Consider the following 15,963-nt stretch of genomic DNA (forward strand, 5'->3'; position numbering starts at 1 on the left):
GTCTTAAGAGATTACCAAAAGGATTACCAAGCCCACTTTTCCACAAAGAAAGACACCTTGCAAGTAACTTGCAAAGTGCCTGTAAACGTTGATACATTAACATTTTGAGGCAGGCTCTGACGAGCTCTGCAGCCGCATCTGTAAGCGCCTAAAGCCGCAACAGCTGCGTCAATTTAGACACAAAAACACTCCCCAAATCTGAGGAGTGTTTGAGATAGACGATAATCTGACCAGCAGATTAACGTTTACTAAATTGACTCGCTTTACGAGCTTTCTTAAGACCTGGTTTGTCATGATAAAACTTCAAATATTTAGATAAAGCTTTCACATCAGTGGTTGAGAGCTTTTTATTTTACTTGAAATTTGATTAAATTTCATCTAATTTGAAACAAGTCAGGTAACTTTCTTGCTATAAATAGAGGAGCATTAAGACAAACTAGGTTTAATTTTCTCACTTTAGTTATATCATATTATTCCCTACAATGAAATAACCGAGGCAAGAAAGAAACGGTGATTTTCAGCAAAATAGAAAAGCTGAACTATCCCAAACCTAGAAACGATTTTCTAAGTGAGAAGTTCGATTTTTTGAATGTTCGAGAATTAGTGAACTTTCTATTTTTACTTCATCAATCTTTAGAAAAGCGGTCAGCAAGTACATTAAAGGATGAACTGGCATGGATTTGTTGTGAGGGAATAAAAACGTATTTCCATGGTTTTCTTCCTGTAGCCTCTGCCCAAGATGTAGCTACTTTACAAAATTGAACTGCTCGTTTCCCTTTAGCAATAACATCAGCTGTTTCAATTTTATCCTCACCTTTTACTTCTACAATATAAAAAGCATCTTTTGTTTCTACAACAAAATCTGGAATATAGTGCCTGCCTCTATTGTATGAAATATTAAACTCTGCTGGAGCTGGTCTAAGCCAGTTTCTTACATCTTTTTCATTTTCAAGGACTCTAGCTAAAATGAGTTCAGGCTTACTATCGAATTTAGTAGAAGAAAATACTCCTTTTTTTATTCCCTCAAAAAGGACAGATTTGATACCAGAAGTATAAGAATCACTATAAAAATTTACACGCTCACTCCAAGTGAATGATTGTTCAAGATTATAGTCTCTTTCTCCAGATACTCTTTCTTGAATCAGTCCATTTTCAGTATAGAAGTGGTCGTCTTGTAACATCTGATGATAAATTTTATTGGCAATATCTTTCTTAAACATCATTACTATGTTTCTCAAACCATTGCTACCAAACTTTTCTTCATAAAAATCACAAACTTGTGAAATTAACTTGAATATTAACTCTGAGCACTTTTCATAGTCTACTTCAGGCTTTTCCCTAAGTAGGGTAAGAATTGTCTTTTTAGGATTATAACCGTCAAAATCAATTGCATCACTATCAATTCGTTGAATTTCTGTCAAATCCTCTAGATTCTGTAAAAGCATTTCGTTTTTTATCGGAACATGATTAAAGTCTGATAAATCAATATCAAAATCTGAAAAACCATATTCTTCAACACCTGAGTCAGTAACTCTCAATTGTGGTATAGGGATAAATTTTGCAATAGCTTCTTGATGAAACTCTTCAACAGTTTGGTCAATCCAATAACTGAAAATGTCTTGATTTTCTGTATAAACCTCACCTAAATCCTTCTTTTCTTTTATCTTAGATTTAACACGGCTAGTAAGGTTTATTTTCTGATTTGAAGTCATGTTACTAGCTTGGTTTTGTTGAATCTCATCACTAATTTCTTTTTGAACTAATAATGTAGTCTCGTCAATTACTTTATCAATTTTTTCATCTCTTTCCAGATTTAGCACCTGATAAGCTTTGAAACGTGATTCTTCTTTTTCAAAATTGAAAGATAGCTGTGTTGACGAGGACTCTGTTGCTACATCTTCAATATTTATGACATTTCCTGCCTTAAATATTGAATCTCCTTTCTGAGCCTCTTCGATTATTTCTTGGAATTTATCATGTGCAGTAAGATAAACTGCATCAACAATACTATCTCTCGTTCGCTTTCCATATGGTAATCGCAATCCCCGTCCAACCATTTGTTCTCTCAAAATTTTAGAAGTCGCTGTTCGCAGAGGAACTATTGTGTACAGGTTGTTTACATCCCAGCCTTCCTTAAGCATATTTACATGGATAACAATCTCAACAGGATTGTCACTACTCTCAATCTCAAGTAAAAGTTTGGTATTTGCTTCGCTCTCTATACCAGTTTTTTTAGAATGAACAGTAATAGTTTTATTCCGATAGAAACCATCTCTAAACTCATCAGAAGTTACAAACTCTTCTACCCATTTTGCATGCTCAGTATCTTTACAAACAACCATCATGAAAGGTTTTACAACTCTAATAGGACTCTCTGGTGTACTATTATTTTTTGAATAACTTTCTAATTCAGCTTTTGTTCTTTCATGAAGTTTAATTCCATCATACAACATTGTCTTATCAAGTTCTTCCTGACCGAAATTAAAAAAGTCAATATCAGAACGAGTAACTGCATAAGGAGTTCTCGTATATCCGTCTTCAATTGCTTTTGATAATGGATATTCATAGACTACATTTTTAAATTTTTCCTGTTTTTTCCCTTTACCAACAAGCGGAGTTGCAGTTAATTCTAAACCTAACATCGGCTTTAAATCATTAAGTGCTTGCATCCCTTTTTCTGCTCGATAATGGTGTGATTCATCCATAATCATCACTAGACCCGGAATACTTGAAAGATAGTCATAAAAAGAATCACCGAGGAATTCATTTAGCTTCCTCATATTTGCTTCTTCTTTGTTAAATTTATCAATATTATAGACAAAAATTCTAATATCTGATTCCCACATTGAGATTTGCTTTGTTTTATAGTCATCATCTGTGACTATTTGTGGTGGATTTGAAAAACACCCAAGCCCATTAAATACGTATTTCGAGTGATTATAATCAGATAAATCTCGTTTTAATTTTTCATATATTGTAGTATTGGGAGCTACAACAAAGAAGTTTCTTAGATTTTGCTGTGTATATAAATATGCTATAAACGCACCCATCAATCTTGTTTTACCTACACCTGTAGCTAAAGCAAATGTTAATGACATAAAGTCTCTTTCAAAATCTGTGCATATTGGATAAAGATTATTGACACTCTTAAGTGCAGCATCTAGATTCATCCCTTTTTTAACCTGTATGGAAGTCACTATTTTTTCTAGAATTTTTAAGGAATCCTCTTGTGGTTTCCTTAGAGACATAACACCACTGATGTAGTCAGTTGTATAATGAGGAAATCTATTATTCATTCTCATCCTCCTCATATTCATAAATTGGCGGATTGACAATATTCAAGTTGTAGTTTTCTTTATTGAATTCACATCTATCAAGAAGCATTTGTGGAAGTTTCTTGATTGTAATATTTTTATATTTATTACCAATTTCTCTTGAAAAAGATTTACAAGCAATTATCAAATATTCATTATCTTGCATAGTAGACTGGATTGAATCGATAATTTGAGTGTTAACATGACGAGTTGTAACAAAGAGATAAGAATTTTCACTACCAATTGATTGTTTCCAAAAATAATTGCTATCGGGTTGATATAAAAAACCTTCATGTAGAGCTACTGCGCTTGCCAACATATCCGCATCATAATCAGGGTTAATTACGTGTTCATCAAAAAGGTCCTTTTTAATTAATGAAGGCGCTAATTCATAAAACTTATATGCCCCACCACCTTGCCAGTTAACGATTCTAGAAATTCCACCCTGATCGCTTCCGTCAATTACTCTATCTAAGCGGGTTTTACAATGTGTATAAGCATGGTCTCCCATTTCTATTCCAATATACCGTCTGTTCAACTTTTGAGCAACAGCTGCTGTTGTTCCTGATCCAAGAAATGAATCTAAAACTAAGTCACCTTCATTAGTTGCAGTTTTTAAAATTCTCATCAATATCTTTTCAGGTTTTTTACTTTTTGCAAAAGAAACTCCACCTTCTTGTGCCACTCCGCCGTCATTTGAAATATCAATCCAGTTATCTGAAACATATACAGTAGAATTTGCCTTAGCTTGCACTAATTCAATTCTTGGATCTTTAGCATCTCGGTTAAAATCTGTTCTAAAAAATCTTTTATTCCCATCATTATTCGTATAACAATAAATTATCTGTTCAAATTCTTCAGTTTTATATTTTTGAACCAGCGGCTTGTTTGATTTTGAGCCAAAAATCCTATATGAATTGTTCCATTTCCACTCATCAGTCAAGTCAATTTGATTGTCCTTAGCATAACTCGAAAGGCTCATAAGGCGCATACCTTTTAGTATTTCGTTTACCTCTGAATCACTCAATTCATGAAATGAATCAAATTGGCTTTCAGATAATTCCGGAATAATTAAATTATATTCTTTGTCCCACTGCTTTTTGTTTATTTTCTCTATTTTTAGCGGAGAAAAAGCAATACCTTTTTTATAAAGCAAAATATATTCTTTTTGTGCAGGAAATCTTTTTCCGTTGATAACATGGGTCATTTTAACACCCGAAAGGCTATTCATGTTAACTGAAATAATATTAACACGATTATTTCTTCCAAATATCTCGTCCATTATAACAGTTAAATAGGCTAATTCATTATCATCAATCTGAACAAACATCCAGCCATCATTTGCTAGTAATTTGTACAGTATCTCAATTCTTGCTTTCATTAATGTTAACCAGATAGAATGTTCTAGGTTATCGTCATAATGTTCAAAAGCAGAGCCAGTATTGTAAGGCGGGTCAATGTAGATACACTTTACTTGTCCAGCATATTTTTTTTCTAAAGCTTTCAAAGCAAGTAAGTTATCACCATGAATAATCATATTTTCTGTGTTTGGATCATTTATACAATTAGATTTGTTACTATCTTCAACTAGTAACCGTGGTTCTAATTTAACTTCATCTTCTTTTCCTATCCATGTTAATTCTAGCTTGTTTGCCACTTTGTTTACCTCCCATCTTACATGCTTCTATTATATCACATTAAGTTTCTTTTCATTTTTGTACTTCATTCTTCTTAAATCCGTCAATGTCCGATTTATTCAAAAACTTTCCTGAAAATAAGTCTTTTCAAGAAATTAACTTTCTCTAATTTAATACTAGTGAGAATTAATTTTAAATTTTATCCCTCTCTTTTTCCCAATACTTTCAATACGCTCTTTATTTAATTCATATATGTCTGAATTGTCCGTCCAAATGCCAATTTCAAAGTCCAGATGTTTTGTCCGAATTGTCTCCCTTTCTATGAGTCCCATCAATTCCCAAAAATCTAAAAATTCTGAGTCTGATAATTCATCTACTAACTGTTTTATGTGATTTTCGTTATCTCTATAATTTTCAAAATTTCTAGTAACTAGATAATAGATATAAACTTTATGATTTTCTAAATCTAGTTCATCTTTATTTTGAAGCATTTTTTGAGATAATTCAGTCAATAAAGGAATAATGAATTGTCCACCAAATCGATAATCAAGATGAAATTTGATTTTCTCTGACAGACTAAATTTTTGGGTGTATACCTCCCACCTTCTATATTCATGTTCATTTATCAATTTTTGTATTTCATCTTCTGTTGTATCTCTTTCCTGATTTTTCCCTTGTATACTTTTTTTATACTTTCCCGTTTTTTCTATTTCTGATTTACTTTCCAGATATATTTTTTTACCTAATTCAGATACAACAAAATTAGTAATTTGATTTCGGTTTCCCTCTTTGACTTCTTCAATAACTAGTTTTTCAATTAAAGTTCTATTGTTTTCAAACACTTTACGGTCTTTATTGATTCCGTCTATAAAATCTTCCATCATAGGCTGTTGAAATTTAGAATACTCTATAACCAGGTAAATAAAAATCATCATTGTTGTTGCTTGTATGACTTCTCGAACTTATTTTCATCAGAAAAATGTTCTCCTTCTTTTAAAGATAAATTCTTTACATACTCATCTACATAGTATATTCTCTATTATAAAATTGTCTTGGATATGTATTTTGAGTATTATCTATTAAGATTTCAAAAATCTTTCTTTATAGTCTTCGAACGATTTCTACCCTCATAAGATGATTCTCTATCTCGAGTTACCGTCCTGAATCTAAGGTAACTCACAAAGTCTTTAATTCTAAATAATATTTTGGTTAAAACAAAAAGATATAAACAATCGTTATTAATTGCTGGATATTAACAAGGTCTCTTTTCCCTCGTTCAAAAAGTTCATAATTCAGCAAATCGGAGAATTGTTTTAGTTCACGCAAAGTCCTATCTTCATTTTTTATAATTAAAATAATTCCAGGATTAAGAACATCTTCTTTAATTCCAAACGCTGAAGATAATTTATCTAAATAGTTTGTCCAAATATTTCTAGAATTTAAGACAGAAGGGAGTTCCAATCTTCTATCAATGATTTTCTGTAAATATTTTCCACTTTCCTCATCACCCTTAGATATTTTATGGTAATCTCCAATAAAGACAATCGGAAGTTTTCCGTGTAGAATATTAAAAAGTTTATATGCCTCATTCTGTCTTTCAACTGAAATTCTGTCAAAATCATCTATTATTAAAACCTTATTATTTAAACAACGTGGTAGTAATCGGATATAAAGTGAATCTGACTTCACTTTTATAAGTTGATAAACGGTAACTAATAATGCCATTATGGTTCCTATAGTTATCAAGTAATTTGGAATATACGTAGACAGACCTAAATTAATTGCTGGGGTCATTAGTACACTAATTACAGCCATAAATAGAATTAAAACTCTCATGAACTTGTATTGAAATGGATGTAACAAACTAAAAGCTATAGCTGTTACACTTCGCTCATCTTGTAATTCCCATAGTTTTAAATTTACGAATCTAGTCCTATTTGCATTTCTTTCTGCATTATTTAAAAAGGTAGTTTTACCACTTCCCCAAACACCATTTAAAAAGAATGTTTGATAACTTTCCTTTCTATCTGTTAAAGATTTTTTTAGAATTATTTCTACAAATGTTTTCTCGGCATTTTCAGTAGAGACTTCATCAAATCTAATTTCTTCCACCCTTTAGCCCTAATTCCTTCTTAATCTAGTTTATTCTAGTATAACACATCCGATTATATTTAAATAAAAAGAGGAGGTCTGTGCGCGATACACCGACTTCCTTTTAGAAGATTTTGAAATAATAACTTTACAACATACCCCTTCTAACTCATCTTACATTATAACTCCCCCCTTTGCCCCACATACCGAAACGTCCTGACATTCTTATTATCGACCTGAAATTCAAAATAATGATCTCGTCCGTCTGGTGCTCTCTTTTTTGAATCACTCAAAAGCTACAGCCAAGTATCTGAGTTACTTACTGAAAAATTAAATACCCCTGCTCATGTCGAGGTTATTATGTCTCCTAAAGGTATGTACGACTATTTTATTCATGCGGAAAATCCTGAAAAAACGCTCTATAACATTGAAGATATTGAATCAGGATGCGGCTTTGAATTGGATAAATTCTTACGTAACAATAACAACGATGAATTTCTCTCAACTGTCATTGACATTATTGAGGATTATAACTTTACTGAGTTCAATAACCTTGTTAAATATGCGCGAGATGAAGACCCAGTGCTCCTAGCACTCATTGTAGATAAGACTTATTTCTTTGCCAAATATCTTGATTCACGGCGACATTCTGGATTCGGGAAACAGGAGGTCTAAAATGCAAGTTATCTTACCTGATGAACAAATTCATCAAATTCAAACACTACTATCCAATCTTATTCAAAAAGAAATTGAGCAACAGTTAGTACAAAATGGTCTTAACAACCTCTATCTAAACAAGAAACAAGCATGTAACTATTTAAGTATTTCTAACAATACGCTTGATTCTTGGATTCAAATGGGGCTTCCATCTATTAAAATTGGAAAAACAGTTCGTTTCGACAAACAAGCTATAGATACTTGGCTACTTTCACAAAACTAGAAATATCTACATTTTTGTTTTATAATGGTCATGATATTTTCTGGTTCGATATAAAGGAGAATATCATGACTATCACTAAGACAAAAAATGGTACTTATCGTTTAAAAGTTTACATCCCTACCGAAGCACGAATGCCCCTTGGTATCGTAAACAACAACTACTTTGACAAACGTTTCAAAACTAGGAAGGAGGCACGACAAGCTGAGATAGAACTTTTAACAAGACTCAATCAGATTGAAGATAACGAGTTTACAGGACTAGGTAAAGGAGAAATTCTGTTCAAAGATTTCTTTGAATCCATTTGGTGGGAAGCCTACAAGGCAGGACAGACTACTTCAACAACTAGACCTCCTAGCAAGTCAACGGTAGTTAATACTAAAACTTGTTTTGAAAAGCACCTTCTTCCCTTACTTGGAAACTACACTATTCAATTTCTAAATCAGAACAAGCAAGTTATTCTAAACTTGATGACTGCTAAAGCTAATGAATACGCCAATTTCAAGACCTTGAGAAGCTATGTGATTTCCATATTTGATTGGGCTGAGGAACTTGAATATATTGAGAATAATCGCCTTGCTAAAACCTTACGCCGTATCAAGGCAACAAAGAAAATTCAATTAGCCGAAGCTAGACGAGATGAAGACCTCTATCTGACTCAGGAACAGTTACAAGCATGGTTTACTGCTTTTCAAGCAAGATTTGGATGACGATAAAATCTCGCTAAAAGATTATGTTCTCTTCTATTTGACCTTCTTTCTAGGAGATAGGAAATCCGAAACTTACGCTTTGCAATGGAAGTATATCGACTTTTCAAAAGCACAAATCCAACTAATTTAGGCTTTGGATAGATATGGGGAGGTAAAATCAACCAAAGGAAATAAGAAAACAATCTTTGTAATTTCCGAAGACCTAACTCATCTCCTCAAACTATGGAAAAACCAACAAAAACATGAATTAGCTAAATTTGGAATAATTACCAATCCTGACCAATTCGTGTTCACCTATATCGATACCAAAGGCAATGTCAATAAACCTCTGCACGCTGATTATCTCAACAACAAAATGAAGTCTGTTAATAAGCGCCACCCTGAGCTTGCACATGCTACACCACACAAACTACGCCACACAGGAGCAACACTTGCTAAACAGGCTGGCATGAGCTTAGAAGCCATTTCAGAGGCTCTAACCCATAGCGATACCGCTACAACTCAAATTTATGTCAATACTTCCAATGTCGTTCCTATAACAGTTGGAGAATTTACTTTAAAGTCTCTCAAGAAATAAGGTAAAAATGAGGTAAATTATAAGGTGAACTTTTCAAAAAATCACAAAAAAAGCACCCATGAGGTAAACTCTTGAGTACTTTGAAACCTTGATATAATCGTATTGATTAACGTTTACTAAATTGACTCGCTTTACGAGCTTTCTTAAGACCTGGTTTCTTACGTTCAACCATACGAGCGTCACGAGTAAGAAGACCTGCACGTTTCAATGAATCGCGGAAGTCTGGGTCAACTTGAAGCAATGCACGCGCGATACCGTGACGGATCGCACCTGATTGACCACCGTAACCACCACCATTAACGTTTACGAAAACGTCATATGAACCTTGTGTTGAAGTTACTGCAAACGGTTGGTTAATTACCAAACGAAGGTCAGCGCGTGGGATATATTCTTCTACATCTTTTTTGTTAACTGTAATTTTACCAGTACCTGGGACCAAACGTACGCGTGCAACCGCGTTTTTACGACGACCAGTACCTGTGTATTGTGCTTGTGCCATTTAGATTACGTCCTTTCCCTTAGATAAGACCTGAAATATCAAGTACTTCTGGTTGTTGTGCAGCGTGATTGTGCTCACCACCTACAAACACTTTCAACTTCATGCCTTGTGCACGACCAAGTGTGTTGTGTGGAAGCATACCTTTAACTGATTTTTCAATCAAACGAACAGCGTTTTTAGAACGCAATTCACCCGCAGTGATTGATTTCAAACCACCTGGATGCAATGAGTGAGTGTAGTACACCTTATCAGTTGCTTTTTTACCAGTCAATTTCACCTTCTCAGCGTTGATGACAATAACGAAATCACCTGTATCAGTGTGAGGTGTGAAAGTTGGTTTGTTTTTACCGCGAAGAACGCTAGCAACTACTGCTGAAAGGCGTCCAAGAGGCACATCAGTAGCATCTACCACATACCATTTACGTTCAACTTGGCCTGGCTTAGCCATAAATGTTGTTTTGTTCATGATTTCTCCTATACGAATCGTTTTTGTTTACTAAGGCGGATGTTCCGGTCCGCGGATATTTGGAAGGTTCCGGGGCCTTTCAAATGGGGTAAACAATACCGTCTACCATTCTATCAAATATAGGGGAACTCGTCAAGATATTTTACTTTACTTTTTTTATTTTTTAGCAATAACAGATTTGCCAATTAAAAACAATTTTTACAGCTCCTCCTTTGATTTTTCCATTCCTTTACACCATCATCCGAAGATTGTACATTACCGTTCCTAGTCATCATGGTCATTGAATAATCTGCTGCCTTATTTCCTGATAACCATTCCCGTTGATTGGTCAAATAAAATCAATTATAGTACCTCAACCAACAATAGCGCTCTGCTATTTTGCAAAAAAAAAATAAAAGCAAGAGAGTATACCAAAGAAGTATTGGCTAACTCCCCTACCACACAAGGCAACTTTCCCTAGGGTCTTTTTTCTGATCCAATGGATAGAATAGCTAGAACACCTGTCCCTGTATGGGTTGCAATAACAGGTCCTAGCTCAGTCACAATCACTTCTGAAACCCGATGATCTTCAAGAAGGGTAGTTTTTATAGCTGTTGCTGCTGTCAAATCACCTGTATAAGCTACCATGACAGTTGAATGATCTAAGTTATCTAGGGTAAGGTTCATCATTTCCTTAATCCCTTTCTTACGTCCGCGCATCTTGGCAATAGGCTCCAGCTTACCTTCTGCATTAAGAGAAAGCAGGGGCTTGATATTAACCAAACCACCGATAAGCCCTGCTGCCTTAGACAGGCGACCACCGCGTACCAAGTGATTGAGATCATCAACCAAAAGATAGGTTCGTAGACGTGGACTCAATTCTTCAATAAGCGCCGCCGTTTCCTTTAAACTCTTTCCCATAGCACGCGCTTCGACAGCCTTCATCACTAGGTAGCCCTCACCGATAGTCGCTGCCCTTGTATCAATAATGGTAATGACTGCTTCTGGATACTGATCCAAAACCATATCTCGGGCGATGACTGCACTTTGATAAGTCCCTGAAAGAGCTGCTGAAAAAGCCAAATAAAGAACAGCTTCTTCAGCTTTAGCTGCCGCCTGAAAAACTTCTTCAAACTGTCCAACATTGACCTGACTGGTTGTTGGTTGACTTCCTGCTTCCATCTTCTCTAATAGGAAATCGCTAGTCAATCTGTTATCTCCAACCGTTTCATAGGTCTTACCATCTAGATTTATGGTTAAACCCAGCACTGTTACGCCATGCTCTTGCGCCCAACCAGTCGGCAAGTCCGAGGTTGAGTCTGTTACAATTCTAAACGTCACTCGTTCATTTCCTCCATCATTTCTTTCAAGGCTTGAAAATTTCTATCTGACCATGGATTCAGACGCGGAGTATAAAGTTCTACCCGATCTACAAACTTATCCAAATCCTTTTTAACCACCTGTGTCCGCTCTTCCAACTCACGAGCAGATACCCGTAAGGCACCTTGAGAAAAGACAACCCATTGTTCGTTAAGGTCACTTGTAGCTACCGATACTTGTTTTCGGCGGTTTTGATTTAACTCTGCACTCAAGCGCTCGATATAACTATCTGCAGTTTCTTCCTCTTCTGTAAAGACAACCGACACATTAAACTCATCGTATTGCTGCCGTAAGCCTGGAACATGGTGGGCGTCAAAAACACAGATAATTTCTATATTCTCAAAGGAAGCATAATTGGACAATGTTTGAAGAAGGCTAGTCCTAGCTGCATCCAATTCTCCTTTTTTAAAGTCTTGTTTTGTTGATCTCCAGGAGGCAATCATATTATAGCCATCTACGATAAGAATTTTTTCCTTCATCTAAATCTTCTTTCGGGATACTTCATACATCAATATCGCAGCTGCTACACTGGCATTGAGGCTCTGGACATGACCAGTCATGGGAATGGTAATCATCTCATCTACCTGCTTTTTGATATTGACTGAAATTCCCTTGCCTTCGTTACCAATAATGAGAGCTAGTTTGCCAGAGGTATTCCACTTAGTTGATGGTGTACCATTCATATCCGTCCCAAAAATCCAAAAACCAACTTCCTTGAGTTTGTCCAAGGTCTGACTGAGATTGGTCACACGAGCAATTGGTACATGCTCAACCGCACCTGTCGAGGTCTTTGACACAACGGGTGTAACTCCAACCGCACGATGCTTGGGAATAATGACCCCACAAACTCCTGTTGCATCAGCCGTCCGCAAAATTGAACCAAAGTTGTGGGGATCGGTCAAGCCATCCAAGATGAGAATGAGGGGATTGTCTTGCTGCTCTGCTTTTTCCAAAATCGTAGATAATTCCGCATAGGCAAACTCAGATACACGTAGGACAAAGCCTTGATGAACCGCCCCATCAGTCATCTCAGACAAGGTTTTCTTCGGTGTCCAAGAAATCGAAACTTTTTTCTCAGCCGCCAATGCCTTGACTTTGTCAACCTTTTTGCCCCGCAAATCGTCTTGAATGTACAGTTTGTTGCCAGTATTGGCCTGCAAACTTTCTGTGACAGCGTGAACGCCGTAAACTATGTCATTTTGTTCCATAATTTCAGTATAACATAGAACAATCAATAAACAAAGAGAGAGTAGCTAAACTTACTACTCTTTCCTGATGATTAGTCAGCGGTTACACTAAATTGTCAACAGCTTGAACTACTGCTTGGATGATCATTATTCTGTATATTCCTCGGAAACAGGCTCCCAAATCAGTTTATGATCAAATTGAGCATGCTCCAGGTGACCATCTCCATTGATTCGATACTGTCCAACTTTTTCAGCATTAAAATTAGGATCACTGGGAATAGTAATATTGGCATAAACTAAGCCATCTTCTGCCATTTGAACAGCGATTACCAAATCCGTCCTTACATATTTTTTGCTGTTCCCCTTTGTTCTCATAAAGACAGTCGCAACCCATTTTTTCACCTGCTCAGTCGTCAGATTTTTTGTATCAATCCGTTGGTTAGCTTGACCAGCTACTCCTGATACATTTTCTCCATGAGCGACTACGCTTCCCCCAACTATGTTTAGAGCAATCCAACCTTCACCTGATTTTAGCTTACCCCAAAGTTGTCCATCAACCTTCCGGGTTGCTGTGATTGTGTAACGCCCTTTAGGAATTAAACGTACAACTGGAGCAGACAGACTAGGACTTTGACGAATATTGAGGTCAGTGACTGTGACATCAACTGTAAATTCAGTTGAGTTAGTATGCTCGGTATTAGCATAAGGTGCTGGTAATGCTGATGAAGAACTTGATGGCACAGGTTCACTCATAGATAACGCTGACCTATCATCGCTTGACGATAAGACAGCAGATTGAGCAGATGCACCAAAAGTTCCATCTTCTTCACCAGCCTTTAATACTGTTTGAACGGTACTAGTTCCGCTCTTCTGTCTGTTATTCTGACCACCAAATATTTCCTTAAACATCAAGAAAAGCAAAGGAATCATGATTAACAATAAAACAATTGAGATGACTCGGCCTATTCTCTCAGATTTTCTTTTCCTTTCCAAATAGCCCTCATAATCTGCTTGTGCTTCATCTAAAAGGATTTGGATTTGTTCCTGCTGATGACTGTCAGAAGCCTGTGCCAAGGCTAAATGCAAGCGATCAATTTTATCCTTGTAAGACTTTTCCTCTTCTTTTTTACGCTGTCGCTCTTGATTGGCAATTTGAAGAGCTAACAAATCATTTTACCGTCGAGATTCATTAGCCATTTGCTCTTCAAATTGTTTTCTTTCAAAATCTCGTATCCAGTTATTGTTATTCATCACAAACCTCATCAATTCTCATTGTAGCCAAATTCTCTTGTCTTCAAAACTTGTTTCCAATAAGTTTCTCTCCCAAGGACACACTTATCGTCTATCTTGGCATTGTAATTTTCTAGCACACTATACTGGAAATACTTTTTGACATAGTCAAACCCTTCCCTATTCACCAAGGCAAGTAATTCCTTATTGCCACCGTGACCGTTTTGAATATAAGATTGCCAGCGAGACAAAAGCATGCCATAATCACTGGTCGCTGAACCTACATAAAGTTTCCCTGTATAGGTATCAGTAATAAGATAAACAGCCTTTTGATTGGTCAGAGCAGTCAACCAATCCTTTTTTCCCAAGCGTAAGATGGATTCCAATTGTTGATAAGTTAGGCAGATATTATCATAACCAGGAAATTCCTCACCCCCATAGACTTCAGGTAAGAGTTGATGCACCTCTAAATGATCTATCACCGTTTGGAAGCTAAAAACAGAAGCACGTCCGGGACGCTTGCAATGCAAAATCAAATGAGCAAAATAAGGAGAATATTCCTCTAAAACCTCCCCCGTATAGTTTTGACCAAAGGTCACACCAAGTTCCTTGGTAACACGTTTAATCGTGGTCAAAAGCCACTTATCGTGTCCCATCTGAATGAGGTTAATAGCAATGTCGCCAACCGAGTAATTTCGATTTTTATTTCGCCAGAATAGATTGAAGTTATCTACCGTTTCAGGGTCAGATAGGTAGTTTTGTAGCGGATTTTCCCCAGTCCAGTTATTAAACTTGACCTTAACGCGTGGCAGTTTTTCTTCTGAAAATTGTAGCAAATCTTGCAAACGAATCATCTCTCGCTCCTAAACTTTCTTTACCAATAGTTTAAGGTATTGATTGGTAAATCAATACCTGTTATGCTTAGTATAACAGCTTTTTTGCTTCTATGATACAATGAAAGAAAAGGAGATTACTATGCCCATTTTTCAACGAACCATAAAACTGATACTGGCAACTGTCTTAGCCATCTACCTTGCAGATTGGCTGGGATTAGCCTATGCGACATCGGCTGGGATTATCGCAATTTTGAGTGTTTTAGATACCCGAAAATCTAGTTTCAAAATGGCATGCAATCGTCTCTTTTCCACCCTTTTAGCGCTAACAATAGCCTCTCTGACCTTTGTATTGTTTGGGTTTGACATCTGGACTCTCACTATCTATCTAGCATTCTATGTTCCTATCGCTTATCATTTCGGCTGGGAAGCAGGCATTGCACCTTCAACCGTCCTTGCCGCCCATCTCCTACTAGAGCAAAATATATCCTTTTCTTTTTTAGGCAATGAACTAGCACTTTTTCTACTTGGAACAGGACTAGCCCTCTTATTCAACAACCTCTATATGCCTTCACAAGAACAGAATATTGAGGCCTATCACGCGCAGGTGGAAGACCTGCTCAAACAGATTCTCCTACGCTTTGAATCCTTCTTACTAAATGGTGATGGTCGTAATGAAGCTCAGCTCATCAACCAGTTAGACCTGACTCTTGAAAAAGCCTTGAAAGTCGTCTACCTAGACCGCCATAACCAACTTTTTCAGCAAACCAACTATCAGGTCCATTATTTTGAAATGCGTGCCGCCCAAAATAAAATCCTGCGTACCATGGCAGGAAATATTAACAAATGCTTACTGGAAGGTCGAGAAAATATTATTTTAGCTAGTCTGTTTGAGCGAGTAGCCCAGCAACTTAGTCGAGAAAATTCAGCCAAGGAACTTTTACTGGACATTGAACTCTTTCATACTACCTTCCGCGAGCGACCGCTCCCACAGACCAGAGAAGAATTTGAGACCAGAGCAACCCTCTTCCAACTCCTACATGACATGGAAGCTTTTATTCGACTTAAGGTCGAATTTTACCAAACCTACTCAAAAGAAGATGAAAAAGACCCATCAGTATGA

The 15,963-nt window shown here is 36.3% G+C and carries 13 protein-coding genes and 2 pseudogenes; 4 read left to right on the plus strand and 11 right to left on the minus strand.

Annotated features, from left to right (window positions below; genetic code table 11):
• Window positions 1-626: 626 nt before the first annotated feature.
• The 4 genes from SR187_RS08445 to SR187_RS08460 form a co-directional block, all read right to left on the minus strand.
• Entirely contained in the window at window positions 627-3,296 is a 2,670-nt protein-coding gene (locus SR187_RS08445) for a DEAD/DEAH box helicase (RefSeq protein WP_120172199.1), read from the minus strand.
• Entirely contained in the window at window positions 3,289-4,971 is a 1,683-nt protein-coding gene (locus SR187_RS08450; RefSeq protein WP_120172201.1) for a site-specific DNA-methyltransferase, read from the minus strand. Before SR187_RS08450 ends, SR187_RS08445 begins: the two co-directional genes overlap by 8 nt.
• 156 nt (window positions 4,972-5,127) lie before the next feature.
• On the minus strand, window positions 5,128-5,886 hold the full coding sequence (locus SR187_RS08455) for a hypothetical protein (RefSeq protein ID WP_120172203.1): 759 nt from the start codon (window positions 5,884-5,886) through the stop codon (window positions 5,128-5,130).
• 274 nt (window positions 5,887-6,160) lie between these two features.
• Window positions 6,161-7,063, minus strand: coding sequence for a P-loop NTPase fold protein (locus tag SR187_RS08460; RefSeq protein ID WP_120172205.1), 903 nt, complete (start codon window positions 7,061-7,063; stop codon window positions 6,161-6,163).
• Window positions 7,064-7,309: 246 nt separating this feature from the next.
• Between SR187_RS08460 and SR187_RS08465 the strand changes: the two are divergent.
• The 3 genes and pseudogenes from SR187_RS08465 to SR187_RS08475 all read left to right on the plus strand — a co-directional run.
• Window positions 7,310-7,717 (plus strand): annotated as a pseudogene (locus SR187_RS08465) (replication protein); the annotation flags it as partial.
• 1 nt (window position 7,718) lies between these two features.
• Window positions 7,719-7,982, plus strand: a complete 264-nt coding sequence (locus tag SR187_RS08470) for a helix-turn-helix domain-containing protein (protein ID WP_120172207.1) — start codon at window positions 7,719-7,721, stop codon at window positions 7,980-7,982.
• Window positions 7,983-8,047: 65 nt separating this feature from the next.
• A pseudogene (locus SR187_RS08475) lies at window positions 8,048-9,266 on the plus strand (site-specific integrase).
• 106 nt (window positions 9,267-9,372) lie between these two features.
• Here the strand turns inward: SR187_RS08475 and rpsI are convergent.
• The 7 genes from rpsI to SR187_RS08510 form a co-directional block, all read right to left on the minus strand.
• A complete protein-coding gene (rpsI, locus tag SR187_RS08480) occupies window positions 9,373-9,765 on the minus strand; it encodes a 30S ribosomal protein S9 (protein WP_024531759.1) in 393 nt (130 codons plus the stop codon).
• A 19-nt stretch (window positions 9,766-9,784) separates the two neighbouring features.
• Window positions 9,785-10,231, minus strand: coding sequence for a 50S ribosomal protein L13 (gene rplM, locus SR187_RS08485; protein WP_024531760.1), 447 nt, complete (start codon window positions 10,229-10,231; stop codon window positions 9,785-9,787).
• Between the two features lie 456 nt (window positions 10,232-10,687).
• The gene (locus tag SR187_RS08490) at window positions 10,688-11,551 is read right to left on the minus strand and encodes a DegV family protein (RefSeq protein WP_120172208.1); all 864 of its coding nucleotides are present in this window, start codon (window positions 11,549-11,551) and stop codon (window positions 10,688-10,690) included.
• Entirely contained in the window at window positions 11,548-12,069 is a 522-nt protein-coding gene (locus SR187_RS08495; protein WP_120172210.1) for an NYN domain-containing protein, read from the minus strand. The genes SR187_RS08490 and SR187_RS08495 overlap by 4 nt, the downstream gene beginning before the upstream one ends.
• Entirely contained in the window at window positions 12,070-12,798 is a 729-nt protein-coding gene (gene rlmB / locus SR187_RS08500; RefSeq protein ID WP_024531763.1) for a 23S rRNA (guanosine(2251)-2'-O)-methyltransferase RlmB, read from the minus strand.
• Between the two features lie 126 nt (window positions 12,799-12,924).
• Window positions 12,925-13,944, minus strand: a complete 1,020-nt coding sequence (locus SR187_RS08505; protein ID WP_120172212.1) for an SH3 domain-containing protein — start codon at window positions 13,942-13,944, stop codon at window positions 12,925-12,927.
• A gap of 95 nt (window positions 13,945-14,039) precedes the next feature.
• Window positions 14,040-14,861, minus strand: coding sequence for a GIY-YIG nuclease family protein (locus tag SR187_RS08510; protein WP_120172214.1), 822 nt, complete (start codon window positions 14,859-14,861; stop codon window positions 14,040-14,042).
• A 121-nt stretch (window positions 14,862-14,982) separates the two neighbouring features.
• Between SR187_RS08510 and SR187_RS08515 the strand changes: the two genes are divergently transcribed.
• Window positions 14,983-15,963 (plus strand): aromatic acid exporter family protein, encoded by a 981-nt coding sequence (locus tag SR187_RS08515; protein WP_120172215.1) that lies wholly within the window; start codon window positions 14,983-14,985, stop codon window positions 15,961-15,963.

This window comes from Streptococcus ruminantium, from assembly GCF_003609975.1.
GTDB lineage: Bacteria > Bacillota > Bacilli > Lactobacillales > Streptococcaceae > Streptococcus > Streptococcus ruminantium.